The sequence below is a fragment of the Variovorax sp. WS11 genome (assembly GCF_010499245.1).
Lineage (GTDB): Bacteria > Pseudomonadota > Gammaproteobacteria > Burkholderiales > Burkholderiaceae_C > Variovorax.
This window is the reverse complement of the sequence record NZ_JAAGOW010000004.1, coordinates 1,037,203-1,061,031: the sequence shown is the minus strand read 5'-3', so window position 1 is coordinate 1,061,031 and position 23,829 is coordinate 1,037,203. Positions and strand designations below refer to the sequence as shown.

Sequence of the window (23,829 nt, the reverse complement as noted above, 5' to 3'; positions counted from 1 at the left end):
AGGCGTCGAGTCGCCTGTGTGCAGGAGGCAGGGCCCGCGTCGCGCTGCTCCAGACGTGAACAAGGTTTCTGGGCCAGTAGCGCCGCCCATCCGCTTGCACTTAACGCGCGACCTCCAACAACGCCATCATCGATACTGAGCCGCGGTGATGAACTGACCGAACGATTCGCACCAGACGATGACCGTGTTGTAGGCCGCCGGATCGGCCGATGCCGGCATCGGCACGATGAAGTTCTCGAAGGTTTTCACGTCGCCCACGCGCAGCATCTTCGGCTTGAGCCGCAGGAAGTCGGCCTCGGTCTGGACGAACTCCGGCGCGAGGTAGAGCTTGTAGTCGGGCCCGGGCGCAACCCTGCCTTGCAGTGACACCGCGCTGCGGCTCACAGCCACCGTGCCTTCACCCCAGTGAAGGGCATCGCTGTCTGTCAAGTCGCGCCTGAATCGGCCGGTGAACTGCGCTTGTGCGGCCAGTGCAGTGACATCGGCCTGCGCGGGTGCGCGCGGCGCCGTAAGGATGGGCAAGGCATAGATGCCCGCGCCAAAGCCCAGGCCCGCCATGACCGCATGCGAGACGATAAGAAGGAGAATCCTCTTCACGCGTCGATTGCGCTACTGCAAGGTGCCGGTGGCACCCACCAGCACAGGCTCGGCGCGATAGCGGTCGGGAAATACGCGTTTCAGGTTGTCGACTTTGGGCAGGTCGTTGATCACGATGTAGGGCTGCCGCGGGTTGCGCGTCATGTAGTCCTGGTGATACGCCTCCGCCGGGTAGAAAGCCTTCGTCGGCTCGACAGTGGTGGCGATCGACCTGCCGAACACCTTGGCCTTGTCAAGCTGCGCAATGTAGGTCTTGGCCACCCTCGCCTGGTCGGCATTCGCCGGAAAAATCGCCGAGCGGTACTGCGTGCCGCTGTCCGGCCCCTGGCGGTTCAGCTCGGTCGGGTTGTGCGCGACGGAAAAGTAGATCTGTAGCAGTTGTCCATAACTGATCTGCCGCGGATCGTAGGTGATGCGAACGGCCTCCGCGTGGCCGGTCCGTCCCGAGCCGATCGCCCCGTACCTCGCCGTGGCTGCATCGCCGCCGGCATAGCCCGACACGGCGCTGGTCACGCCCTTCACGTGCTGGAAAACGCCCTGCACGCCCCAGAAGCAGCCGCCGGCGATCACGGCCGTCTCCGATGCAGCGCCTGGCGCGGCGGCCAGATCCTCCGCCGGCGCCGGAATGACCACGGCCGCCTCCGCTGCGAGCGAGGGCATGGCATGCCACACCGCCGCGCCGCCGAGGAGCGCGAGCGCGACAATTGCGAGACGTCGCGGCGAACCGGGGTTCGATGGATTCTTCATATCGGCCTTGCGTGATTCTTCCAGGAGTTGCTGGATCACCTGCTCCGATTTTTCGTACTCGCCTTCGCCCAAGTGATGAAAGCGGATGCGGCCCCTTGGCGTCGACGAAGTAGTGCGCCGGCCAATAGTTGTTGCCCAAGGCGCGCCAGATGGTGTAGTTGTTGTCGATCGCCACCGGAAAAGCGACCTCGAGCCTTTCCACCGCGCGATTCGCATTGTTGATGCTTTTCTCGAAGGCGAACTCGGGTGAAGCACGCCGACCACGACCAGGCCCTGGTCTTTGTACTTGCGGTGCCACTCGCGCACGTGAGGCAGCGCATTCAGGCGGTTGATGCACGAGTAGGCCAGAAGTCGACCAGCACCACCTTGCCGCGCAGCGCCTCGGCAGTGAGCGGTGGCGAGTTGAGCCATTCGACGGCGCCGGTGAGCGGTGGCATCGGCCCCTCGATCGGAAGCGTTGGGAGCTGAGCGCCGACGGCATTGGCCTAGACGGTCATGAAGCCGCTTCGCACGGGCGCCGCCGTGCGCAGCGGGGCAGCCGGCGCGTTCTCCATGGGAGGGGGCGAGGTCGCTGGAACAGGCTCTTCTCGACCGACGCGCCGCCGCTGCCCGATGACACCCGCGCGAGCAGGCCGGTGTCGACTCCGAGCGCGACCGCCGTGACGCCGGTCAGGAGGGTGAACAGGATCACGATTGATCTCCCCGGGCGCGCGTGGCCGCTACTTCTTCATCTCGTCCTTCTTCATGCCGCCTTTCGCCATGCTGTCTTTCTTCATACCGTCCTTGGCCATACCATCCTTCTTCATCTCGTCTGCGGCGAAGGCCGAGACGGAGCCGACGGCCATGCAGGCGGCCAACAGGGTTGCGGTGAGCCTGTTCATTTCTGTGTCCTCTAGGGTCAGGTTTCAAATGGCATGGTTCAAGCGAACGCGGCCGCGCGTTTCAACAACGCCGAGTCCGCCATGGGGACTCAGCTGCCGCCGAACCAGTTGTAGCCTGGTTTGGCCAGTAGCCGCCAGGGTCCTCTATCTGTATGCGGACCCAGGTGCTCACGGCCGCACCCGCAGACAGTGGATGTGGATGGTTTTCTCACAGGGAAAGTGTCCGTCCCGAACAGGTGCGCCAACGGTGGGCAGCAGGCGCCGGACAGGACGCCGGGGCCGCAATACGCAGCGGCTTACTCATGAGTCAGTAATTTAGCGGACGATTGTGAAACTTGCTCGGCCTCATAGAGTCCAATGGCTGATGAAACGAGACGGTCGCACTCTGGCCCACAACACGCTTGAGGAAATGCGTGTTGTGGCTGTTCAGCGCATGAACGAGGGAGAGCACCCCGCGGCTGTGGCCGCATCCTTTGGCATGAACCGATCGTGGGCGTACAAGTGCAAAGCGGCGGCGCGCGGACGTGGCCGTGGACTGAAGGCTCTGCGGTCGACCAAAGGGACGGGGCGGCCTCGAAAGCTCACCAGCGCCCAGGAGCGGCAAGTCTTTCGATGGGTCAATGGCAAGCGCCCCGATCAGTACGGCTTTGACTTTGGACTGTGGACCCGGCAGATCGTCCAAGAACTTCTGCTCGCGCGCTTTGAAGTGAGCCTGTCGCTCGCCTCGATTGGCGCGCTGCTTGCACGCTTGGGGCTGACCACGCAAAAGCCACTGCAACGCGCCTATCAGCGCGACCCCGCTGCGGTTGCTCGATGGAAAAGCGAGATCTTTCCCGCGATTGCCACCGAGGCGCAAGCCAGTGAGGCGGAAATCTTGTTCTGGGATGAATCCGGATTCCGAGCCGACTCGGTGCATGGCAAGACGTGGGCCAAGAAAGGACAGACCCCCGTCATTGATCGGCCGGGGCAGCGTCAGAGCATCAGCGCGGCGTCCGCCGTCACCGCAAAGGGCGCTTTCTGGTTTGCGACTTATTCCGGCGCGTTGACTGGTGAGTTGTTTGTCGAATTGCTCAAACAGTTGATGCGAAAGCGCAGAAAGCCGGTGCGCCTGATTGTGGATGGACTTCCCGCGCACAAGAAGGCCATCGTGAAGGAATACGTAGCCAGCACCGCCGGCAAACTCACGCTGCACTTCTTGCCCGGCTATGCGCCTGACCTGAATCCCGACGAGTTGGTCTGGAGCCATGCCAAGCGCACAGGAGTTGCTCGCTCGCCTTTGAAAGCGGGCGAGAAGCTGCAGTGCCGAGTTGACGGTCAACTGCAGGCCATCGCCGAAGACAGCGCCTTGGTTCGTTCCTTTTTCAGGCATCCATCTGTCTCCTATATTTCTGACCTATGAGTAATGCGAGGGGAGAGCCCCCTTCATTCGGTCATCTTGAAAAGCCCAATGCGCGACAACCACTTATCGATGTGAACCATGCCGCACCAGTGGCAGCGGTCGCCACGTCGATCGCTGAGCCTTGACGCTCATGCCACCAACTGCTCCGCCAGGGCCGTCAATGCCTCGCCCACCGGCTGCGCGACCTTCAACGCCAACAGATCGTCGGCACGCGTGCGTCCGAGGTTGATCGCCGCCACCGGCTTGCCTGCGGCCACGGCCGCCTGCACGAACCGTAAGCCCGAATACACCATCAGCGACGAGCCGGCGACCAACACGGCATCGGCTTCACTCAGTGCCGCATAGGCGGCTTGCACGCGCTCGCGCGGCACGCTCTCGCCGAAGAACACCACGTCGGGCTTAAGCATGCCGCCGCAGACCGGACAGGTCGGCACGTCGAAGGTGGCGAAATCCTGGTCTTCGACGTCTGCATCGCCGTCCGGCGCGGCACGGGCTTCCAGTGCGGCCCACGCGGGGTTGCGCGCACGCAGCGACTGCTGCATTACGGCACGCGGCGTGCGCGTCTCGCAGCCGAGACAGCGTACGGTGTCGATGCGGCCGTGCAGGTCGATGGTCTGGCGGCTGCCTGCGGCGGCGTGCAGGCCGTCGACGTTCTGCGTGAGCAGTAGTCCCACGCGGCCCGAGGCCTCGAGGCGGGCCAGCGCGCGGTGCGAGGCGCCAGGCTGGGCTGTCGCCATGGTCGGCCAGCCGACGAGGCTGCGTGCCCAGTAGCGGCGGCGCGTGAGCTCGTCGCCGGTGAAAGCTTGGAGGGTGACCGGCGACGGCCGCTTCCAGTCGCCGTTGACGTCGCGGTAGTCGGGGATGCCCGAGTCGGTGCTGCAGCCGGCGCCGGTCAGCACGAAGAGGCGCGGATGGCGCGCGGCGAAATCGGCGAGCGAGGTGGAGGCGTCCATGGCAACCGAGCATACGGCGGCCGGCGTCGCCGCGCAGGCGGCGGGGCTCTCCGCGATGTTCAGCGGAACTGCTTGCGCAGCAGGGGTTTGTGCCTGGCGATGTGCGCGAGCTGAGCCTCGGCAAGGAGGCCGCCCAGATCCACGCCGTCGCCGTTCAGCACCTCGTTGGCGTGCACCAGCGCACGGGCCACCACCTCGTCCTCGCTCACGCCGAGCTGCGCAGCGAGGTCGAGCGCCACGCGCTTCATCGCGCGCTGCGACAGCATCCACATGGCGCCGAAGGCGTCCCACGCAGCGGCCGATTCCTTGAAGTGTTCGCGGTCTGCCAGAATCTCGTTGAGCGGCTTGGCCAGCAACTCGTTGACCGCGTCGAGTTGCTCGGCCAGCACCGCGTGCTGCGCCTGCGCGTCGCGCAGCGCGTCGGCCGCGCTATCCGCCGGCGGCGGCACCGGCGCGGCAAAGCTGCCGTCCGCGTTCGCCGTGGGGATCTGGAGCTTGTCGGTCAGGGACATGGCGTTGCCTTTCGTGGGGCGGCGTGTTGGGGTTCATGCGCCAGTGGCGCGCGGCAGGCGTTGCGTGCTTTGACGACACCGAAGAGTGTAGTGACCGCGCCGCACGGAACCGCGCCGCGCCCGTCGTTGTGCCTCACTTCGGCAACAGCATCTTGTCGACCACGTGGAGAATGCCGTCCGACTGGGTCACATTGGTCCGCTGGTGAAGGCGCTTGGTATCACATCGAACTTATATGGCTGCATCCGCGTAAGCGTGTTACATGCAGCGGGATCAGTGTCGGCAAAGGCCGCTTTTGTGGCATCGAGAACAATGAAGACGACCGGTTGAATCCGCAGCCCCACAGACGACGGTCGATGGCCAAAATTCGAGGAGTTTAAGCTGCCGTTCTCCGCGATGAACAGGGGCAACGCCATCTGACGGCCAGCGCCAACGACGTCGCCACAGGGGTGATGGTCCTTTCGGCGGAGATTGACACGGTCAACCGCCGAAAATTCGAAAGGTCTTCGATATCAAGCGCTTGTGCTGGAGCACCAATCTCCAAGTTTCCGTGACAAATGCCGCACGTCACCATCGGGATGTGAATTCGCTCGTCATTTTGGCAATGATTGCCAAAATGGCATGTAACATCGGCGTTACGAACATCGATGCGGTGAGCGCTGAATCCGGAACCTTCGTTTTCGATGGGTCCTTCCAGTCAAGGCTTGCGCGGACGGCGAAATCTCGATAGTGACTGGAGACCTCTGTTTGAAAAGTTTTGTTCGCGCGCTTTGCGCATGCTTGCTCTCGGCTGCTGCGCTGCTGCCGATCATCTCGTCTGCACAGGTCACCCAGGTTGCGTTCGCCGGCTTGGCCTACGCGGGTGACGCAGCATCCCTCGAAAAGCGCTTTCCCTTTTCACGCGAATACGAAAAGCGCCTGGAGGCGGCCGACGCTCGCGTGGATGCCCAGATCCGCGCCGCGATCGCCAGGGCCGCGCCACGCAATTTCGAAGTTCTTCCCGGCCTCATCGATGAACTGAAGGGCCGCGACCAGGCGATCGTGACCTCCCTCGTGGTGAACTCCGAGACCGTGTCCGTCGAGACCTTCGGCGAGCTGCACAAGCTGTTCGTGCTCATTCGCGGGCAGGCACTGTTCTTCGATTTCAAGACGCAAACGGTCATCCGCTCGTATCCGCTCAGCTTTGCCTACATCGACGTCTTCGACCGTCAGCCGACGCAAGACGACATGCTTGCGCGGGTGCGCAGCGTCTACGAAGGGGCAGCGGGCAAACCCGGCATCTTCGCGCGCTATGCCGAAGTTCTGGCCAACGCCACGATTCCCTCCCAGGTGTCGCGCTTCCTCAAGGTGACCGACGTTACTGTAAGCGACGCCGTCTCGGCGAGCCTGCCCGCCTACCTGAAGGAAAGTCCCGGCGTCGCGCAGACCTGGGCAGCGGACATGGTGAGCGAGGCGATCTCGACCCGCGCCGGCGTTCCGATCATCCCGTACACCAAGGGCTATGCGGTCGGGAATGTGTTTCCGATGCGCGTCTCCGACGGCACGGTCTTTAACCTCAAGCTGCCGGAACCCGACTACGCGATCTCGGTGGACCTGACCAACGTGAAGAAGGTCCAGTTCGGCCAGGTCCCCGCAGGCAGCAGCTTCATCTACGGCACCTTTGCCACGGTGAAGATCGAGTTGCCGGGCATGGGCACCCGCTACCTGGACTCTTCGTTCAAGAACGGCGAGACCAAGGTCGTGCCGGCTACCCAGACCTACGTGGACGACTTCCCGGCGTACTACGACTCTTGGAACGCGCTCTTCCGGCGCGTGGCCGAAGCCATGGCCGGCAAGGACCAGGCTTCCTGGCTCAAGGCCGCAGCGTCTGCGCCCGATATCACCTCCCAGCTCCTGAAAACCAAGGAAATGATCCAGCAATGCAAGTAATCCGCAATCTCACGTTGGCCGTGTTGGCGTGCTTCGCCATCACTTCGATGGCCCAGGTCCAGCAGGCGCGCGGCAAGGCCACCGTGACCTACCAAGGCAGGAGTGCAACGGCCGAGGACAAGGCCAAGGCCACCCAGGCCGCCCAGCTCAAGGCGGTGGAGTTCTACTACGCCGAGGCCGGGGAGTCCGAGTCCGAGAACTTCGACGCCGTGCGCGAGAAGATCATCTCCAGCCCGGACCGGTACATCCTGGAGTCCACGGTCCTCGGAGAGGAAGACAGCGCCGACAAGAAGCAATACACGGTGGCCGTGCGCGTGGCGCTGAACGTGGCCAACCTGCGCAACCTGGTGAAGTCGAACTCGGCGGTGGCCAAGGCCGGTGCCACCGAGAAGTCGCCCTTGGCCTTCCTGTTCGTCTCTCGGCAGGTCGCCTCCGTGAAGTCCTTCGACGACCGCGTCTACAAGCGCGTCGACGACAGCGTGAGCGGCGGCCGATCCGAGTCGAACGTCAGGACGGGCGCCGAAGGCGAGTCCATCCGCGGCGGCCAGATCCGCACGAACGAGTCGACCTCCAGCAAGACGGACATCGCCGCCAACCGCACGCGCACGATCGAGACCGGCGGCAGCACGGTCAAGCGCGCCAGCGAGGCGACCTTTCGGCTGATTCCCAGTGCCAACCTGAACCAGGTCTTCACCGGCCTGTTCAGCAAGGCGGGCTTCCGGGTCGCCGAAGCCGCCTACATCGAACCGATGTCCGGCGGCGCGTTCAAGGTCGCCAATGTCGAGAACGACTACCAGTCGGGCAACGACCTCCAGTCGGCGACGCTGCAGTCCATGGTCACGGGCATGCGCAATGCCAAGATTCCGTACCTCGCCTACGGCACGCTGGACGTAGGCGCCGCCGACAAGGATCCCGCGACCGGCCTGGTGCGTGTGTCGGTCACGGTCAATGCCAAGCTGCTCGATGTGACGCAAGCCTTCCCTGAAACCAAGGCCGCCGTCGGCCCGGTGCAGTACGCCGGGATCGGCCCTTCGGAAGACGAAGCACGCGGCAACGCACTCAAGCTGGCGGCCAACAACGCCGCTCGCGAACTGACCAGCCAGATCACGGCCCTGCGCGTGCAGTAGATCTGGGTGTCAGACGCATTTTTTCCTATCAACAACAAGCATTCGAACGGATTCCAGCTCATGAACAGAACTCACACCACCATCGCTGCAGCCGCCATCCTGGCCACTGCCCTGACTAGCGCGGCACATGCCCAGTTTTCGATGCCCTCGATCCCGGGCGTGAGCAAGTCCAGCGGCGCGGCAGCACCCGCTGCCGACCTGCCGAGCCAGCAGGACGCCCTGGTGCGCGGCTACGTGGCAGCCAGCAAGGACGTCCTGTATGCCAACGCCAAGCTGGCCGAGGCACTCGGTCTGAAGGACGAGGCGGCCAAGGTCAAGGCAGAAGCAGACAGCTTCCAGGAAGGCGCGACCAAGGACAACGCCGAGGCCGCCAACAAGGCAGTGGCGACTTCCACGGACCTCGTTGCCAAGAAAATTGCGACGCAGCCCGCCATGGATGCCCAGTCCAAGGCCGTGTACAGCCAGGGCCTGGTGCTGCTGGCCACCGGCGTGACCAAGTACGTGGCGGTCGGCAAGGACGTGACGAACATGGGCAACGGCCTCAAGGGCGCTTCGCCCCTGCAACTGCCCAAGCTGCAATCGGCCGTCTATGTGGTCACGAAGTTTCCCGACGCGATGACGAGCGTCTCCGGCGCCATGAGGAACGCCGTGTCCTTCGCTCAGTCCAGCGGCGTGCCAGTGCCCTCTGACGCCAGCGCCGCAGCGGCCGCTCTGTAAGTGGCCAGGAACCATCTCCCGATGCGCCAACTCCTGTGCGTGACCGCGGTCGCCGCGGCAGCCCTCCTGGCCGCGTGCGGCAAGCAGGAGCCCGAAAAGGCGCCGGCGGCACCGGCAGCCACCAACGTGGCTGCGCCCGTGCCCGATGCAGGGAAGGTCGGCAACGTCGCCGCGACCGCGCAAGGCTTCGGCTCCACAGCCGGGGAGGCCGTGGCCGAAGCGATGAAGCTCGCGCTGCTCCAGGTCAACGGCGCAGCCCTTCAATCCGCCAGCGTCTCGGCCAAGTACGGCCTGGACGTGAGCCTGGATCAGGACGCCGCATCGCTGCGCGCCAACGCCTTCGCCGAAGTCGTCGCCCAGCGCTCCGGCGGCGTCATCCAGAACTTCAAGCTGGTCGAACTGCAGGAGCCTTCCGTGTTGGGGGGCAAGCGCTACAAGGCGACCATCGAGGCCCAGATCGCCAAATTCACCCCTTCTGCGGAGATGCAGAAGCTGAAGGTCGTCATCGGGCAGATTCGTTTCGACGGTCCCAGCTTGCCCATGGGGGACCGCACCGTGTCCTCGGCCGAGGTCGGCGCCACGATTCGCCAGCGCATCAGTGACGCGCTGGTGCAGACCGGCCGCTTCGCAGTCCTGGACCGCGAGTTCAGCGCCGACATCGAGGGCGAGCTGGACATGATCAAGACCGGCCAGGCGCCCAGTGCCGAGCTGGCCAAGCTGTCGCAGGCCGCCAGCGCCGACATCATCTGGAGTGGGCGCGTCAGCAGCCTGGCGTACAACCGCCATGCGCGCCAGCTCAAGACCAGCGACCGCGAGCTCGTGAGCTATTCCGGGGGCTGGGCCCTCACGGAGAAGCTGGTGAACGTGGCCACCCGCCAGGTGATGGCCTCGGACTCGCTGCGAGGCCAGGCCCCCTCCGTGGCGCCCACCACGCTGAGCGCCGGCGTGGACTCTCACAAGATCCTCGAGGACATGACCACCGACATGGTGAACCAGGTGGTGACCTCGGTCCTGCGACGCACCTTCCCCGTGACCGTCGTCTCGCGCGATGGCACGAACGTGGTGCTGAGCCAGGGCGGCCAGGCGTTGAAGGAGGGCAGCCGCTACCAGATGGTCGCCATGGGTGCGGAGATGAAAGACCCGCAGACCGGCCAAAGCCTGGGACGCGTCGAGCAGCCGTGCTGCGAGCTCGTGATTGAACGCGTGACACCGAACCTGTCCTATGGCCGGCTGGAGAACGTGCGCTCGAACCTGGAGCAACTCCCGGTGGGCGGGCTGCAGCTGCGCGACGAACTCAAGAACGTCGCAGTTGCCAAGGCGCAGCCGACCGCAGCCCCTGCGGCTGGAGAGCCGCAGGGCACGGCTCCCCAGGCAGCGGCAGCCGTGGTGGGCGCGGCGGCGTCCACGGGCAAGGTCGTGCAACCCCGTCCCGCGCCGGCCGCGGCACCCGCGAAGAACGACGACAAGTGGTGAGCATGGCGGGGCCCGCGGCCCTGCCTTTTGCAGCGGCCTGGGCGCCCCGCGAGGGGGCGACTGGAAGAGCCCGCGGCCGGCTGCTGCCTTGATTTCGGGGCAGCCAGCGCGCATGATCTCCCGCGCCTGCTCGCAGTGCAGGCGCTGTCGTTCGGCCTGCTTCCTTCAAGGTTTGGCTCGGATGGTTTCAACCGAACCCGCTCGTCGCGCCGCCATGCTCAAGACCGCAGGATCCGCCGCAACGTATCTGCAATTCGTCCGCCTGGCTCGCGCCCTTCGCGACATCCCGTCGATGGACGCGATGGAAGAACGGATTCTCAATGGCTTGGCGGCGAAATGGGCAGCAGGCGAGAGCGTGCGAGTCCTCGAGGCCATGGACCTGGATGTCGCGTCGTCACCAACGACGGTGCACCGCCGGCTGCGGTCCCTGCGCGAGAAAGGCCTCATCACCTTCGCCGACGATCACGGCGACAGTCGCATCAAGTACATCGTTCCGACGGCTCAGGCCCGTGCGTATTTCGCCAAGCTGGGGCAGGTGATCGACAAGGTCGCGCGAAAGAAATAGTCCGCTGGTGGGCATCGTGCCGCGTATTCGAACCCAACCCTCTCCGCCGGAGACCTAGCATCTATGCGAGTCTTCAGGCGATTGGTGTCTTCTACACCATAGAGCAGGCCAGTCATCTAGCCGATTGCCTCAATATTATTAAAGTGCTGCGGTTGCTATTGCAAAAGAACGCACTTGCCGAACTCGCATCGCACCGCCATCAGTGTGCCGTTGGCACACGGAACGGTGTACGTCTCGAAGATGGTGCTCTTTGAGAACAGCGTGGCGTATGGCGTTTCGGCGCAACGATGATCCTTTGCCAGGCGTTCTGCACCTGCAGCGCCGCCTGCAGTACCCATCAACGTGGAATGGGGAACGGGAGATCTGTCGGGAATGACGAAAGACGCCGTCGGCGCGACCTGCGAAGGGACAGTGCTGCGCGCGCCAAGGATTTGATCCAGCGTGCCAGCAGGCTGGGGTCCCGGCTCCAGCGCTACCGTAATGAGCGCTGGATAGTCGTAGGCTGAGCCGGTCGCCACGTCGACGCCGACTCCGATGAGCCCGCCAAAGAGGATGTTTCCGAATGCCATGCCTTTTGTGCTCGACGTAGCCGAGGTGGTGCCAGGCTCATAAGCAGCTTTTTGGCAACTGATCCCGAGGTTCTCGTAGCTGCGATGAACCGTCGTTGAACCCGGAGTGGTGACGTACCACGTTCCTTTGTCGTTCACCAGCTTGCAGGTCGCTCCAGCGACAGAGCTACCGCCAGATCGTGTCTCGACTGTCACGCTTTGGTTGGCGCCACTGACGATAGAGGCACAACCGACCACTTGAGTCAATGCGGCAAGTGCAAGGTACGGACGAAGATTCATTAGAGCTCCTCAGGTAGTTTGCTACCTAGAGTAAGCGTTAGGCATGCATGGTCCTATAGGCGTTTTGTCATGACGTGCAGGGTTGCAATGTCCCGAATCACTTGGCGGGCGGGCTCACTTTTACGGCTACAAAGCTACCGTCCAAAATATGCGATCACATTGTTCCAATGCGATGGAATCCATTGCCCAGTTGTGCACCCCCAAGGTCTTGAGAGCGCGGATCTTCTCCAGTGTATCCACGGTCGTGCTCGGGGCGTTGCGCTGGGGTGGCGTCTTGAGCCACTCCAGATGGCTGCCCGAGGTCGCGGGGGAGGGTGCATAGGCCCAGTCGATGGCTTGGCGCAGCGCCGCCTTCCCAATCGCCGCCTCGATCGTTGCGGCCATAGCCGCCTCCGTGGCGTCGAATGCCTTGCGGGCCCAGTCGGCAATTCGGCGTGAGCCCGGAATGATGATTCGCCTGCTGTACAGCCAGATGCGTGCGGTTCGCACCAGGTCGTCGGGGTGAGCGGCCTCGAGGGCAGCGACCGCGAGAACCTGTTCGAGCTTCTGCAACTGGACCTCATCCAAGTCGCCCAGGCCAAGATACATGCGGGCCCAGGCCTGGTGCTCGTACAACGTCTGGCGACGTTCATAGAGTGATCGCAGGCTGGCGATGCTCACGCTGAGCGACCCCGACGCTTCGCACACTGAACGCAGCAGGACCTTCGGTACCGTGGCGAATCGGTCCATCGGGCGGCCGCTCGCCCGCAGAAAGAGCAACTGGATGGCTGCTGCGACGCGGCGGTCGTCGCGGAAACGTTCGCAGACCCCGGAGATGTCGTGCTTGCTCAGGCTGAAGAACTGTTGGACATCGAGCTCGGACATCCTGGCGGGAAGGGTCTCCGCGCCAATGAAGCGCTGGGCGAACGTCACGGCAGGATCCTCCATAGGGATGGGGCCCGCCAATCTACTCCTTCGGCGCGCGTTGTGGCTGCGGGTTCCTGTCACCCCGTCGAAAGCGTGCGGGCGTCGGCGACAACTACGACGAGAGCGTTCGATTTGGTGGGGTGGGCAGCCACTAACATTGTGTCACGGCCAGAGGCGCCGCCCTCGCCGGCAGAGAATGTCGTCCCTGCTCGCTTGGAGATTTTGGCCATGCGCATAAAGCTCAGTCTGGCGGTCTGTGAAGGAGAGGTCGATTCGGATCCGGAGCCGCTGCTCACGCTGGAACTGGATTCGCGACCGAGCATCGAGACGCTGGGCTTGAGCCTGGCGAATGGCAAAGCGGCCCTCGCGCAGTTGCAGTCCCAGATTGTCAAGCGGCAGATCGAACTGATCTCGAAGAGCCAGCGGCGATGCGACGCCTGCGGCCTGAATCGCGCCGTCAAGGATTACCACGAAGTCCATTACCGCAGCTTGTTTGGCCGGGTTGCCGTACGAGTACCGAGGTGGCAGCGCTGCGCATGCTCTGCCCCCGCTGAAATCGCTATTCACCGCCGGCCCTGGCTGTCGGCAGAACTGGAGTACGTCCAGAGCCGCTTGGCCGCCACGATTCCCTACGCCAGATCATCCGAGTTGCTGGAGCTGTTGCTTCCGGTGGCCGCAGCCAACGCGCCAAGCACGGTGCGAGAGCACACGCTGCGCATCGGACGCCGACTGGATGCCCAGGGGCTCAAGCCCCGGCCAGAGGTTGCCAGCATGGCGAGCAAATCGAACGTCACCACGGTTGGTCTGGACGGCGGATACCTGCGGCTCTGCCACCCCGACGAGGAGAAATCGTTCGAGGTCGTAGCCGGCCGAGCCATGCGCGTGGACGTTGGTCAGCGCAGCGTGGCGTTCGTTCGAACCGTGGATCCAAACTCGCACGAGCGCGTGCGAGGTGTCTTGGCTGCTTTCGGCCAACACGACAGCTCGATGGAGGTCTTCACCGACGGTGAGATTCAACTTCGCCAGTGGCAACTGTCGACGCTGCCGCGCGCGAGGCACATCCTGGACTGGTACCACCTGCGACGAAGGGTGGAAAAGCTCAATGCCCTGGTACATGGTCGGCCAACGGCCAGCCAGCTCAGAACTGCTGACCACGACTGGTTGTCCGGGCTGGTCGGCGGATTGAAATGGCGGCTGTGGCATGGTCGAGCACAGGAAGCGACGCGGCGCCTCGCCGTCATGCTCTACGTCCTGGGCAAGTCGACAGCGTGTCGCAAGCCGGCCGCGCGTCAGATCCGAAAGCTCACCCTCGAACTGCTCGGCTACCTGCGCAACAACTCGGACTCGCTGCCCAACTATGGACGGCGATATCGAGCAGGCCGACGCATCTCGAGCGCCTTTGTGGAGTCTGCGGTCAACCAGATCATCGACAAGCGCATGTCGAAGTCGCAGCAGATGCGGTGGGATCAGCGCAGCGCGCACCTCCTGCTGCAGGTGCGGGTGCGCGTCGTCGATGGCCAACTGCGCGATGATTTCGCCCGCTGGTATCCAGCATTTCCCTCGAATGACCCAACACTGTCACTCTTGGCGTGACCCCACCAAATCGACCGCTCTCGCCGCCCATCGGGGCGCCGTATCACATCTGAATCCGTCGGGTGGAGAAAATCGCAATGAAATCAACGAGTTACTTTACACATTTTGCTGGCTCCTCTCGGCGGCCCGTCAGACCATCACAGGCGCAGGATGTCCCTTGCCTTGGCCTTCGCGGCCTTGTGTTCCGCGCGGGCAACACCAGGCCCTCGTTCCTGTCGACGTGCAGGGGACCGCGAAATCGCGGTCGTGGAACTGCCCGGCATCTGCGCCTTCTGCGTGCCGCGCCGCCAGCGTCGAGCGAGTCAGGTCGGCGCCGCGCGCAAGTGCCACTTACTGCCAAGTCCAGGCACGAGAGACGTATGGCCGCGACACCGCCAGCGCGGCGCTGTTCCCGGCGAGCGACGATGCTCGCTTCATCACTGGCACCGAGTTGGTGGTCGGCGGCGGCATGACCGCGCGCTGCGTCTGAAATGCGCTCTCAGTCAGGAAGCCGCTGCCTGCGCCTGTCTTCCCGAAGCATGTACAAATAAAGCCCTTCCACCTTCTCTCGTGCCCACGGCGTCTTGCGCAGAAATTTCAGGCTCGATTTGACGCTGGGGTCGTGCGAGAAGCAGCGCACCGGTATTCGCACCGCGAGATCGTCCCATCCGTAGCGGGCTTGCAGGGCGAGAACAATGGCCTCGAGCGTCACGCCGTGCAGGTGGTTCCGCGGCTGGGCTGGATGGGGAGAGGCGTCTTGCATGGGGACATTCTGCACCCCCCCGCATCGACCGCCGTGGGCGGAAGACCGCCATAGCGAACATTGGAGCGAGAATTGCAAGATGGCTACTGCAAGGTCTTTCGAGACCACCGACTACAAGCTCTTCCCCTCGCCGCGCAACGTGCACCGGGTCGTGTTTGAACATCAAGTGTTCGTGCCGCAGCCGTACGCGCTGATCGACCTCCCAAGCTATGCCCTAAGGGGCCGCTACAGCCTGTTCGCCGCCTGCCGACTCTCCGACGGCAAGATGGGCCAACTCGTGACCCTGGAAGAGGCGGATGACATTGCGAAGTTCAAGGCGAAGTTCGTTCCGGATTAGCCCTTACGCCGTACTGCTTTGCTACCGTCAATGCGACGTACTCACCGTTGGCCCGAAGACGGGGTTGAGTGCGGGCCCCGCGATAGGGTGCTCGGCAGGCACGCCACGATCGCGCGGCGGATCTAGAGATGAGGAACTCTGCCTTCAGAACTCTAACCCTTCGTCGCGACCATCTTCCATGTCGGAGACGCCGTCGCCGCTGGCGTCCACCTGCGCCCAGAACGCGTGCTTGCGTCCGTGCCGCAATCGGACCTCCGTGACGAAGCTCTCATGCGATTTCAGCAATCCCAGGTTTGGGCTCGAGGCGGCGATCTCGCCCAGCCGCGCCCAGTAGCGGGCGCCGTGGCGATAGGCCTTCGCGTACGCGCGATCGAGGATTCCCAGCAGCAGTGCGCGATATACGACTGTCTCGCCGAGCCAGCACGCGTGTGTCCGAAACGCCTTACTCAATGATTCCAGCGAGCCGTAGTACTCGCCACTGAGACGGTCCGCGTCCGCCACCACCCTTATTTCGGCCGCTTCGACGTCCCCCAGTTCGATCAACAGGCTCGCGGCCGTTACCAGATCCTCGTGTTTCACCGCGAGTCGCCGGACGCATTCCTCCGCTTCGGCGCGATCGCCGTCCGGCATATGCGCAAACCAGCACTGCAGGTAGAAGAACGAGGGGCTGCGCTCGAACACCTGTCGCCGAACTGGGACGCTTTCCTTGAAGCGGCCCAGTCGCTCCAGCACGTGCGCGAGCAGACTCCGGCGGTCGTCTTCCCTGTCGTTCCAGGGTTCCCGCAACCATGTCAGTGCGTCATCCGGACGCTCGGCGCGCAAATAGGCCTGAACAAAGGACTCCCGCTGCAGGGCATTGGGCTCGGGGCTGTACCGCAAGACCGCGCGGACTATGACATCCGGATCGCCGAGTGCCTCAGACAACAGCGACAACGCCGCAGAGATCGTGTACACCTCGTGAGGCAGGCCGCGCGACTTGGGTGCACCGCTGAGAACATCGGTCAGCCGTGATTCGAAGCGAGCAATCAATGTGCGAAGCCCCGGCTCCGGAAGAAGCAGGTTTGCGCTTCGCAGCAATTCTTCCCGAGCTCCGTAGTCATCTGCGAGGTACAACCCCATGAGCCGTTCGGGCCAGGCATCCGGGGGCGTTTCGCAAAGTGCTGCGGCCTGCAGCCAGTGGCGGCATGCTGAGCGCATCGTGTTCCCGATGTCGGCTGCGGAATCGTCGGCATGTTCGAACCACACCTCGTCCGTCTTAATGAAGGCCTCGAACAGGGCCAGGCCGGCCGCGGGATCCTTTGGGACCAATTCACGTCCCACTTGGTCCAGCCACGCCTGGAGCATCTGGCCATACGCGGGCGCGTCGCGGTAGCTGTAGTACTGGGTCGAGCGTTGCCAGGCCATCAACGTCTTGCGGAAGCCTGCGGCCAGCTTGTCCGGTCGGTCGGCCAGCTGAAGCCGAAGCAGACGTTCCTTGACCGCTTCGTCGACCTCTGCCAGTTCGAGCAGAACAGCCGCCAGCTTCAAAGCCGGCTGGCGATGCACAAAGGCTTCGAGGGACTCCGCTGGGGTTTTCGGCATGACGGCCGTATTGTCTCAACAGCGACAGATCGCGGGCCCGCCATTCGCCGTTATGTCAATGGCCCCATGGAGCCTGAAAAGCCCGAACGGCAGGGCAGAAGAGGGCGCCACCTCACCGCGACAAACTGACATGGCCTTGCAAGGCCGGCGCCGCCGGCCTTCGCGCACGTCACCCCTCGCTGGAGCCTTGCCATGCCCTTCCTCGCGCCCTCGTTCGCACGACTGCACGACTGCCGCCATTGGACTTTCTGCTGGCCGACCAAACCGAGCCGCGCAAGAAGATCGCCCACCATCTGGGCGTGAGCCTGCGCACCCTGCAGCGCTACGCGGCCAGCGGCAACGCCCCGCGCGCGGTTTATCTAACGCTGTGGTTCGAGAGCCGCTGGGGGCTCTCCACCCTCAACGCGCAGGCCGTCAACGAAGCCCAGCACGCCCGCGCCTGGATCACCTCGCTCGAGCGCGAGTGCGAGCGCCTGCGCGGCATGATCCGGGCGCTCGAAAACGCTCAGGGGCAGGCTGCGGCCAACTCGGCGGTGTTTAGCGCGTTCTAAGCCGGACAGGGCGTTAGCAGGGGCGCGGAGCTCGGCTGGGAGGTGCGGGTGCAGGCCCCGCTGCCACCGCCACCACCGCCACGCCACGACCGCCCGCCGTCATCGTGAACATGCCCGCCCATTGTGAGATGACCGGTGATGCGGGTCTGCGGCTCCCAGCGTGAGGGGTTGGCAATGCAGTATGTGGGGAGGGCAGTTGCCCGTGAATGATGGCGCGCGACAGCCTGCTTCGCAGCGATTGCCGCCGCTGGCACGGGAACGTCATGCGCACGGTCTAAGCCGATTCGCGGTCATTGAATCTCTGTCGCTCGCGTGGCGCGAACGACCGGACTGGATCGGATTGCGGACATCGCAGTTGTCGTGGCCGAACTAGCTCAGAACTCAACCTACGCAATGACCGCTGTTGAAGGCGGGAAGTGGCGCTCCGCGAGATCGAGGCGCGCGATGCCAGCCTGCTTCAGTTCGCGACGGACCTCGCGACGGAGGCGATCGCCAGCCGTCATGGCGAAGGTCCAGTGGCCGGCAAGAGCCAGGCGCATGTGATCGTAGCGGCGGGATAGCTGGAACGCGGCTCACCCCTTCAAACGAAGGAGGACACGGGCCCGCTTGCTTGCTAGCATCGGGCAGCGACGCGGGACGTCGCTGCCGAGGGGGAAAAGAATGTCCATCGCAATTCCCAAGGTCAAGAATCTGCATCCACCGAACGCACTGCTTTTGCTCGGGGCTGTTGCGTTGCTGGTGATCGGCCTGTTTCTGTTCGTGCCGCAGATCATTCCAGGGCAGAAGCCACCGGAAACTGCGGGGCCTCCGGTTGCAGAGCGCGACAAGGACGAGGCCGAGCTGGCGTCGCGCGGCGCGCCCGATCGCGACACCGGCTCCACTGCCCCGCGCCCCACCGGGCCAGCGACCCAGACGCTGCCATCGCCGCCGACCTCGGTTCCTGGCACTACCACCCAGCCGCCGCGGGACCTCGCGCCCGCGCCGCCGCCTGTTGCGGCCGTCGGCCCGGCACCGGAAGCCGTGGCGCGGCGTGCCGCGCAAGCAAGAGCATTTGAGCAGGCGCGTGCCCGCCAGACAGAGCGTGCGGTGGCCCGGGCGGCAGCCACCGACGAGCGCGAGACATGGATGGCGGCAGTGGCGCCACCGCCGCCCGCCGCACTGGTGCTGCCAGACACCGGCACGGCATCGGTGGCCTCCCAGGATCAAACGCAGACACCCACCGCAACGCCCGGTGCGAGCGACAACGAACCCGTCGTGTGGAACTACTGGCTCACGCGTCCTTCGCCGCCTGTTGCTGCGACACCTGCCGCGCCAGCGACCCAGGGAGCCAGGCCGCGGCCTGAAACGGGCGAACTCGACCTGCAAGCCCTTCATCATCTGAATCTGCGGTTGTCGACGCTCGACCTGTCGACTGTCCTTGGAGGCGTGGCCGTGGTGAGCGCATCCCCCGCGTTGAAGGAAACGCTCGAGGCTGCGCTGGCCGAAAGCTCGCGCAAGCTGCTCGAGCTGGATGTGCTGATCACGCCGTCGGACGAACAGCGGCTGCGGATCCCGATGAATGCCAGGCGCCTGGGGATGACCATCGACCTCGACGGCATCCGGTCATCGGGCTACGCCAGTGCTGCCGGCACAACCACCGTGACGGACGCGGAGATCCAGAAAGCCACGATTGCGGAGTTCGGCTTCGACTTCCGCATCCTGGTCGCAGGAACGCACCAGGCCAGCGTGACCATCGTCGACAAGCGCACGGCACTGCCGGTGCAGTCGATGGTGATCAGCCTCAAGTCGGGGGTGCCGTGGCCGAACAGCGTCGCGGTCGATGCAAGCCCACAAGGCTACTTTCGTCCCGCCGGCGCGCCTCCTGCCGATCTTGTGCTGGTGCTCGACGCCCTCGGAGGGGAGGCCGAGGGCACCGCCTATACCAGCCTGACAGCCAAGCTCTACCACCGGAAGACCGGTTCGCCTGCGTTGAAGGAGGGCGGCGACTACGACGTCACCACCTGGATCAGCAAATACGACCTGACAGCGCTGCAAAGGGCCTCGAAGGGCTATCGAGAGACTATCGGCGACAACGCCAATGCGCAGGCACTGCTGGAGAAAGGCGCCGAGTTCGGGAGCACGCTGTTCAATCCGTTCGACGACGTCGAAGAAGGCGCGTTCACACTGCGGGATGCCAAGGAAAACAGTCGAAGGGCGGCGAAGGCCAGGCAGATCATCGTCGACACCGCCAACGATCCTGCCGCGAAGCTGCCACCGTCGATGGTGGTCCAGATCGTCAAGGATGGCCTCAAGCGCAAGCACGCGGCTCCAGTCCTGCCGATCGGTGCCATGGGCATCGCCAAGGAGCCCGGGCAGACGCCCATCTACCTGGGCGAACGGTTCGCGCTGTCGTTGAGCCTGACCGACCAGGACTACAGCGCCAGCCGCCCGTGCCCGCGCGACTGGTATCTGGCGCTGCCCGCATCGACGCAGCTCAAGGATGAGGCACTCATCAAGGCGCTCGACGGACTCAAGCCGATGGCAGCGGGCTGGCAAACGCACGTTCAGCTGCAGACGCTGGAGCTCTCACCGCTGAAGACGTGGCTTTTCGCGCCGGACGAGCGTTCGAAGAACCTGCCCTTCGTGCTGAGTTACCTCGGTCATCACGCAAGCGGCTCCCTCTCGCTGGCGAAGAACACGGCCGGAATCGGGCCGGGCGGCATCCGGCGCAACTTCCAGGGCTCTTCGATTGCGATCCTGAATGCGTGCGACACAGCCATGGACGAGATCGACGTCGGCACGCCGATCGGATCGCTGGCAGAACGCCGCGTCGCGGCCATCGTGGCGACGACCTCACCCATCGGCGGCGACCTGGCCGGGGACTACTTGGTGTGCATGTCTTCGGTGCTCGCGGAGCATCAGGACGACCTGACCATTGGCCAGGCGCATGCGCTGACCACGCGCTGCCTGTTCGCCAAAACCGGGGACAAGCCGGGGCTCTTCAACTACACCGGCTCGGCGCTCAAGTACCTGCTGATCGGCAACCCGTTCCAGCATATCTGCGCGCCCAACCCGGGAGGCGCGCCGGTCCTGCTGCCGGCCACCGCAACGCCCATCGACAACGACGAGGACCAACCCACATGATGACGAACCTGCTGCGCTGGCTGGCCCTTCTGGCGATGATGCTGTGCCTGGCACCGGCATGGGCGGCGAGCGATCGCCATGTGTTCTTCGTCAGCGATCTGCACGTCGGCGCCGGCAAGGAAGGCAAGAAGTGGAAGCAGGTCGAGGACTTCCGCTGGCAGGCGGACTTCGATTCGTTCCTCGACTGGGCAGGCGGCCAGCCGGGCCCCGGCACCGACATGGTTTTCGTCGGAGACACCTTCGAGTTGTGGCAATCGCCGACCATGGTCTGCTCGGGCGATTTCTCCAACCCGCAGTGCAGGATCGACGATTGCAATGAAGCCCATTCCGAGAGAGGGTGCACCGAGGACGAGGCGCTGGCGCGATTCGAGCACGTGCTGAATGCGCATCCGGATTTCGTCGATGCTGTCCGGCGGTTTGCGGGCAAGGGGCGCAATCGCGTGTTCTTCATTCCCGGGAACCACGATGCGGCGCTCCTGTTCCCCAAGGTGCGCGCGCGCCTGCTGCGCCCCTTCCAAGGCCAGCCCGTGTCGGTGATGCGGGCCGGCTACTGGATCAGTGCGGACGGGGCGATCTTGTCGGACCACGGCCACCAGTTCGACGACCTGAACACGTTCAAGGACTGGCCCGCGCCCTTCGTCACGAACGACGGCGTCCAGCGCCTGCGCAAGCCCTGGGGCGAGAACATGGTCCAACAGTTCTACAACCAGTACGAGTTCGTCTTCCCGATCGTCGACAACCTCTCGGACGAGATGACCGGCATCAACTACGCACTCGAGCAGGCCAACCGTTCGCAGAAGGTGGTTGCGATGCGGAAGCTGTTCCGGTTCCTTCTCTGGCAGCAATCCACACGGCAAGCGGGCATCCTCCTGGGAGACCCGGGCAAGGCCCCGGTATGGGACCACACCAAGGTGAAGGAGCAGCCGCCTGCGTTCTTCGTCGAGGCCCTGAAGAAGCAGCCCGAGCTGTATGCCGCAGCGACCGAGGCGCTGGCCAATGGTGGGCTGGAATTCGATCCGAAGGCACTCAGCGAGGAGGACATCGATGCGATCTGCATCACGAAGTCGAAGATCGAGGGCGCGACCGAGTGCCCCACCACCGGACAGCTCGGCGCCATCTACAAGAACTGGGCCCTCGGCAGGGAAAAACTGGAGGTCATGTATCTGACACAGGAATTGCCCCGCCTCCCGCGCAGGCCGGGGCCGGTGGCGCTGTACGTGTTTGCACACACGCACAGTGCGTTCGAGCCGACGCCCCTGTCGCTGGGCGAGATGAAGGGTGGCTCGGTCACCCTGAAGCACGCCAACACGGGCGCGTTCCAGCGCGTGGCGTCGCCGCCCCAGATCGCGGCCATCCTGGCGAAACCCGAGATGGCCGGACGGACGGTCCTGGACCTTCAGCCGGAGGACCTGCCCGCTTGCTACAACGCCATCTGGGTCAAGCCCTATCAAGCAACGCCGGACGCGACGCTCGTGCGGTGGTCGAAATCGGGTGACGGCGCGTTCGCCGCATCGACCGGGCCGTGCCTCGGGCAGTAGATGCCGTCATACGCGACAACATCCTTCCTCGCTCCCATCACGCACCGCGTGCGATGGCCGCGGCCTTCTAGGGCAGGCGGTCAGCAGGTCGAGCTGGCTCATGTGATTTCTGCGGGTGGCTCGTACGGGCCGCCGCGCCTGGTCGGCCGGCGCACGAGCGCGCTGCCAATGTCGCGAGCTTGGCGCTCACGCTCCCGCCGGCGCGACTCCGCAGGGTCTGCGGCGGCTGGCCGTCCCTTCGGACTCAGCTCGCACCACCAGGTCTGCGGGAACATGGGGCCGGTGCCTTTGGCGCCGCGGGTCGGGTAGATCTCGATGCCGGTGAGCAGCACGCCGCGCTCGTTGATCGCGAGCAGCTTCACCTTGTCGAGCAGCGGAAGCACGTAGCTCTCCCTGTCCCGGCCCAGCAGCACGGCGACACGCTTCATGCCCTTGCGATAGACCTGCAGCTCGCCATGCGCGGGCTCCGCCTCGATGTCATCGCGGTGCAGCGGTTGCCCCTCTCGGCGGCAGCGGTAAACGATCGCGAACACATGCGAAAATAGTGGATGGATGTACAGTCTGTATGAACGTACAGTATATGACATGGACAACGTCCCCGCTGACATCTGGATCGCCGCCTGCGCGCATCGGCTGCAGCAGCAGGGGCGCACGTGGACCCCCTGCACCTCGAAGAGGTGGCGGCCGACCTCTGGAAGGATGAGCGGCTGCGATCGCTGCCGCCCGGCGCGGCTGCGGTGGCCTGGCTCGGGCCCGTGCTTCCGTTGCCGTTCTGAGCCGCTACATTCCGACATGTGCAACCGCTACGAATCCCCGGAGATCAAGGAGATCGAGCGCTTCTGGCACGTGGGTGCGCGACAGGCGCCACCGTGGGTGCGCGACATCTTCCCCCGGTCGCCCGGGCCGTTCATCCGCCGCCGGCGCGATGCCGCAGGCTACGAGCGCGAGCTGGCCGTGGGCCAATGGGGCCTGATCCCCTGGTTCGCGACCGAGCCGAAGCTCAAGTACCCGACGAACAATGCGCGCAGCGAGGAGTTGGCGGAGAAGGCCAGCTACAAGGATCCGTGGAAGCGGGGCCAGCGCTGCATCATCCCGGCCGCCAGCTTCGATGAGCCGGACTGGGGTCCGCACGACCAGCCGTTCCCAAGGTGCGAGTGGTGGCGCTTCCGACGCGCCGACGGGCAGCCCTGGGGCCTGGCTGGCCTATGGAACGTCTGGGTGGACAAGGCCACGGGCGACCAGCACGACAGCTTCACGATGCTGACGTTGCGAGCCAACGAGCATCCCCTCATGCGCCGCATGCACAAGCCCGAGATCGACCCGAAGACGAAGCGGGTATTGCCGCTCGAGCTCCAGGACAAGCGATCGGTGATCCCGATCGAGGCGGCGGACTTCGACCAGTGGTTGGAGGGGACCGTGGAGCAGGCGCAGCAGCTGCTCAAACTGCACCCGTTGAGATCTTCGACGCCGCCCCGGCGCCCCGATCCCCCGGCAGCCGAGCCCGCCGGAGCGCGCCAGGCCGAAGGAGCCGCCGCTGGCCGAGGAGCCATCGCTCTTCTAGGCCATCGAGCCGGTCGACCCACGCTGCCTGGAATCGCACTACTCTAATCGCGCGTTAGTGGTTGCACCTGCCTACGAATCGGCCTGCCGAGGCGACTCATGGAATAGCGCTCCACCCCGCTGCGGCTCATGGATCTTCCAGGAGCCGCCAT

General features: G+C 64.6%; 22 protein-coding genes and 4 pseudogenes. 15 read left to right on the top strand and 11 right to left on the bottom strand.

Annotated elements, in window-relative coordinates:
- Positions 1 to 126: 126 nt before the first annotated feature.
- The 4 genes and pseudogenes from GXN78_RS34480 to GXN78_RS34465 all read right to left on the bottom strand — a co-directional run.
- Complete coding sequence (locus GXN78_RS34480) at positions 127 to 558, bottom strand: DM13 domain-containing protein (RefSeq protein ID WP_106561334.1); 432 nt, start codon at positions 556 to 558, stop codon at positions 127 to 129.
- A 51-nt stretch (positions 559 to 609) separates the two neighbouring features.
- On the bottom strand, positions 610 to 1,257 hold the full coding sequence (msrA, locus tag GXN78_RS34475; protein ID WP_239143067.1) for a peptide-methionine (S)-S-oxide reductase MsrA: 648 nt from the start codon (positions 1,255 to 1,257) through the stop codon (positions 610 to 612).
- Positions 1,258 to 1,356: 99 nt separating this feature from the next.
- Positions 1,357 to 2,017 (bottom strand): annotated as a pseudogene (locus GXN78_RS41700) (thioredoxin family protein); the annotation flags it as partial.
- Positions 2,018 to 2,066: 49 nt separating this feature from the next.
- Positions 2,067 to 2,225: pseudogene (locus tag GXN78_RS34465) on the bottom strand (pentapeptide MXKDX repeat protein); the annotation flags it as partial.
- 364 nt (positions 2,226 to 2,589) lie between these two features.
- Between GXN78_RS34465 and GXN78_RS34460 the strand changes: the two are divergent.
- Positions 2,590 to 3,624 (top strand): IS630 family transposase, encoded by a 1,035-nt coding sequence (locus GXN78_RS34460; RefSeq protein ID WP_106561525.1) that lies wholly within the window; start codon positions 2,590 to 2,592, stop codon positions 3,622 to 3,624.
- A gap of 128 nt (positions 3,625 to 3,752) precedes the next feature.
- Here the strand turns inward: GXN78_RS34460 and GXN78_RS34455 are convergent, their stop codons facing one another.
- On the bottom strand, positions 3,753 to 4,577 hold the full coding sequence (locus GXN78_RS34455; protein WP_164256168.1) for an NAD-dependent protein deacetylase: 825 nt from the start codon (positions 4,575 to 4,577) through the stop codon (positions 3,753 to 3,755).
- Positions 4,578 to 4,636: 59 nt separating this feature from the next.
- Positions 4,637 to 5,089, bottom strand: a complete 453-nt coding sequence (locus GXN78_RS34450) for a hypothetical protein (RefSeq protein ID WP_164256165.1) — start codon at positions 5,087 to 5,089, stop codon at positions 4,637 to 4,639.
- A 745-nt stretch (positions 5,090 to 5,834) separates the two neighbouring features.
- On the opposite strand from GXN78_RS34450, the gene GXN78_RS34445 reads away from it, so the two are divergent.
- The 5 genes from GXN78_RS34445 to GXN78_RS34425 all read left to right on the top strand — a co-directional run bounded on the left by GXN78_RS34445 (position 5,835) and on the right by GXN78_RS34425 (position 10,898).
- Positions 5,835 to 7,016 carry a hypothetical protein gene (locus tag GXN78_RS34445; RefSeq protein WP_239143007.1) on the top strand — a complete coding sequence of 394 codons (1,182 nt, stop codon included), beginning with the start codon at positions 5,835 to 5,837 and terminating at the stop codon, positions 7,014 to 7,016.
- Positions 7,007 to 8,143: a hypothetical protein gene (locus GXN78_RS34440; RefSeq protein WP_106560200.1), complete on the top strand. Its 1,137-nt coding sequence runs from the start codon at positions 7,007 to 7,009 to the stop codon at positions 8,141 to 8,143. Before GXN78_RS34445 ends, GXN78_RS34440 begins: the two co-directional genes overlap by 10 nt.
- A gap of 60 nt (positions 8,144 to 8,203) precedes the next feature.
- Positions 8,204 to 8,860 (top strand): hypothetical protein, encoded by a 657-nt coding sequence (locus GXN78_RS34435; RefSeq protein WP_106560201.1) that lies wholly within the window; start codon positions 8,204 to 8,206, stop codon positions 8,858 to 8,860.
- Between the two features lie 21 nt (positions 8,861 to 8,881).
- Positions 8,882 to 10,333, top strand: a complete 1,452-nt coding sequence (locus GXN78_RS34430; protein ID WP_106560202.1) for a CsgG/HfaB family protein — start codon at positions 8,882 to 8,884, stop codon at positions 10,331 to 10,333.
- Between the two features lie 214 nt (positions 10,334 to 10,547).
- Positions 10,548 to 10,898 (top strand): MarR family transcriptional regulator, encoded by a 351-nt coding sequence (locus GXN78_RS34425; protein ID WP_106560203.1) that lies wholly within the window; start codon positions 10,548 to 10,550, stop codon positions 10,896 to 10,898.
- Between the two features lie 155 nt (positions 10,899 to 11,053).
- Here GXN78_RS34425 and GXN78_RS40975 read toward each other — a convergent pair whose 3' ends face one another.
- Positions 11,054 to 11,746, bottom strand: coding sequence for a hypothetical protein (locus GXN78_RS40975; protein WP_181360672.1), 693 nt, complete (start codon positions 11,744 to 11,746; stop codon positions 11,054 to 11,056).
- A 126-nt stretch (positions 11,747 to 11,872) separates the two neighbouring features.
- Positions 11,873 to 12,658, bottom strand: a complete 786-nt coding sequence (locus GXN78_RS34415; protein ID WP_164256162.1) for a DUF4158 domain-containing protein — start codon at positions 12,656 to 12,658, stop codon at positions 11,873 to 11,875.
- Between the two features lie 222 nt (positions 12,659 to 12,880).
- Between GXN78_RS34415 and GXN78_RS34410 the strand changes: the two genes are divergently transcribed.
- A complete protein-coding gene (locus GXN78_RS34410) occupies positions 12,881 to 14,245 on the top strand; it encodes an ISKra4 family transposase (protein ID WP_106560205.1) in 1,365 nt (454 codons plus the stop codon).
- Positions 14,246 to 14,606: 361 nt separating this feature from the next.
- A pseudogene (locus GXN78_RS41695) lies at positions 14,607 to 14,714 on the top strand (3-oxoacyl-ACP reductase); the annotation flags it as partial.
- Between the two features lie 9 nt (positions 14,715 to 14,723).
- On the opposite strand, the gene GXN78_RS34400 reads toward GXN78_RS41695, so the two are convergent.
- Positions 14,724 to 14,987 (bottom strand): VF530 family protein, encoded by a 264-nt coding sequence (locus tag GXN78_RS34400; protein WP_106560206.1) that lies wholly within the window; start codon positions 14,985 to 14,987, stop codon positions 14,724 to 14,726.
- A gap of 79 nt (positions 14,988 to 15,066) precedes the next feature.
- Between GXN78_RS34400 and GXN78_RS34395 the strand changes: the two genes are divergently transcribed.
- A complete protein-coding gene (locus GXN78_RS34395) occupies positions 15,067 to 15,324 on the top strand; it encodes a hypothetical protein (RefSeq protein ID WP_106560207.1) in 258 nt (85 codons plus the stop codon).
- Positions 15,325 to 15,468: 144 nt separating this feature from the next.
- On the opposite strand, the gene GXN78_RS34390 is transcribed toward GXN78_RS34395, so the two are convergent.
- On the bottom strand, positions 15,469 to 16,905 hold the full coding sequence (locus tag GXN78_RS34390; protein ID WP_106560208.1) for a DUF6880 family protein: 1,437 nt from the start codon (positions 16,903 to 16,905) through the stop codon (positions 15,469 to 15,471).
- A gap of 239 nt (positions 16,906 to 17,144) precedes the next feature.
- Between GXN78_RS34390 and GXN78_RS34385 the strand changes: the two genes are divergently transcribed.
- The 4 genes and pseudogenes from GXN78_RS34385 to GXN78_RS34370 all read left to right on the top strand — a co-directional run bounded on the left by GXN78_RS34385 (position 17,145) and on the right by GXN78_RS34370 (position 22,117).
- Positions 17,145 to 17,456, top strand: a complete 312-nt coding sequence (locus GXN78_RS34385) for a hypothetical protein (protein ID WP_106560209.1) — start codon at positions 17,145 to 17,147, stop codon at positions 17,454 to 17,456.
- Between the two features lie 428 nt (positions 17,457 to 17,884).
- Positions 17,885 to 18,016, top strand: a pseudogene (locus GXN78_RS34380) (SAM-dependent methyltransferase); the annotation flags it as partial.
- Positions 18,017 to 18,116: 100 nt separating this feature from the next.
- Entirely contained in the window at positions 18,117 to 20,579 is a 2,463-nt protein-coding gene (locus tag GXN78_RS34375) for a hypothetical protein (protein WP_106560210.1), read from the top strand.
- Positions 20,576 to 22,117 carry a metallophosphoesterase gene (locus GXN78_RS34370; protein WP_106560211.1) on the top strand — a complete coding sequence of 514 codons (1,542 nt, stop codon included), beginning with the start codon at positions 20,576 to 20,578 and terminating at the stop codon, positions 22,115 to 22,117. The genes GXN78_RS34375 and GXN78_RS34370 overlap by 4 nt, the downstream gene beginning before the upstream one ends.
- Positions 22,118 to 22,215: 98 nt before the next feature.
- Here the strand turns inward: GXN78_RS34370 and GXN78_RS34365 are convergent, their stop codons facing one another.
- Positions 22,216 to 22,650, bottom strand: coding sequence for a hypothetical protein (locus GXN78_RS34365; RefSeq protein WP_106560212.1), 435 nt, complete (start codon positions 22,648 to 22,650; stop codon positions 22,216 to 22,218).
- A gap of 120 nt (positions 22,651 to 22,770) precedes the next feature.
- Between GXN78_RS34365 and GXN78_RS42085 the strand changes: the two genes are divergently transcribed.
- Entirely contained in the window at positions 22,771 to 22,893 is a 123-nt protein-coding gene (locus GXN78_RS42085; protein ID WP_258187260.1) for a hypothetical protein, read from the top strand.
- Positions 22,894 to 22,909: 16 nt separating this feature from the next.
- Entirely contained in the window at positions 22,910 to 23,725 is an 816-nt protein-coding gene (locus tag GXN78_RS34355) for an SOS response-associated peptidase family protein (RefSeq protein WP_164256158.1), read from the top strand.
- Positions 23,726 to 23,829: the final 104 nt, after the last annotated feature.

Excerpts from the sequence above, each read along its gene's own strand:
- GXN78_RS34390 (WP_106560208.1), bottom strand. The coding sequence starts at position 16,905 with ATGCCGAAAACCCCAGCGGAGTCCCTCGAAGCCTTTGTGCATCGCCAG.
- GXN78_RS34440 (WP_106560200.1), top strand. The coding sequence starts at position 7,007 with ATGCAAGTAATCCGCAATCTCACGTTGGCCGTGTTGGCGTGCTTCGCC.
- GXN78_RS34395 (WP_106560207.1), top strand. The coding sequence starts at position 15,067 with ATGGCTACTGCAAGGTCTTTCGAGACCACCGACTACAAGCTCTTCCCC.
- GXN78_RS34370 (WP_106560211.1), top strand. The coding sequence starts at position 20,576 with ATGATGACGAACCTGCTGCGCTGGCTGGCCCTTCTGGCGATGATGCTG.
- GXN78_RS34355 (WP_164256158.1), top strand. The coding sequence starts at position 22,910 with ATGTGCAACCGCTACGAATCCCCGGAGATCAAGGAGATCGAGCGCTTC.
- GXN78_RS34480 (WP_106561334.1), bottom strand. The coding sequence starts at position 558 with ATGGCGGGCCTGGGCTTTGGCGCGGGCATCTATGCCTTGCCCATCCTT.
- GXN78_RS34425 (WP_106560203.1), top strand. The coding sequence starts at position 10,548 with ATGCTCAAGACCGCAGGATCCGCCGCAACGTATCTGCAATTCGTCCGC.
- GXN78_RS34410 (WP_106560205.1), top strand. The coding sequence starts at position 12,881 with ATGCGCATAAAGCTCAGTCTGGCGGTCTGTGAAGGAGAGGTCGATTCG.
- GXN78_RS34455 (WP_164256168.1), bottom strand. The coding sequence starts at position 4,577 with ATGGACGCCTCCACCTCGCTCGCCGATTTCGCCGCGCGCCATCCGCGC.
- GXN78_RS34435 (WP_106560201.1), top strand. The coding sequence starts at position 8,204 with ATGAACAGAACTCACACCACCATCGCTGCAGCCGCCATCCTGGCCACT.
- GXN78_RS34400 (WP_106560206.1), bottom strand. The coding sequence starts at position 14,987 with ATGCAAGACGCCTCTCCCCATCCAGCCCAGCCGCGGAACCACCTGCAC.
- GXN78_RS34375 (WP_106560210.1), top strand. The coding sequence starts at position 18,117 with ATGTCCATCGCAATTCCCAAGGTCAAGAATCTGCATCCACCGAACGCA.
- GXN78_RS34450 (WP_164256165.1), bottom strand. The coding sequence starts at position 5,089 with ATGTCCCTGACCGACAAGCTCCAGATCCCCACGGCGAACGCGGACGGC.
- GXN78_RS40975 (WP_181360672.1), bottom strand. The coding sequence starts at position 11,746 with ATGAATCTTCGTCCGTACCTTGCACTTGCCGCATTGACTCAAGTGGTC.
- GXN78_RS34460 (WP_106561525.1), top strand. The coding sequence starts at position 2,590 with ATGAAACGAGACGGTCGCACTCTGGCCCACAACACGCTTGAGGAAATG.
- msrA (WP_239143067.1), bottom strand. The coding sequence starts at position 1,257 with ATGCCCTCGCTCGCAGCGGAGGCGGCCGTGGTCATTCCGGCGCCGGCG.
- GXN78_RS34430 (WP_106560202.1), top strand. The coding sequence starts at position 8,882 with ATGCGCCAACTCCTGTGCGTGACCGCGGTCGCCGCGGCAGCCCTCCTG.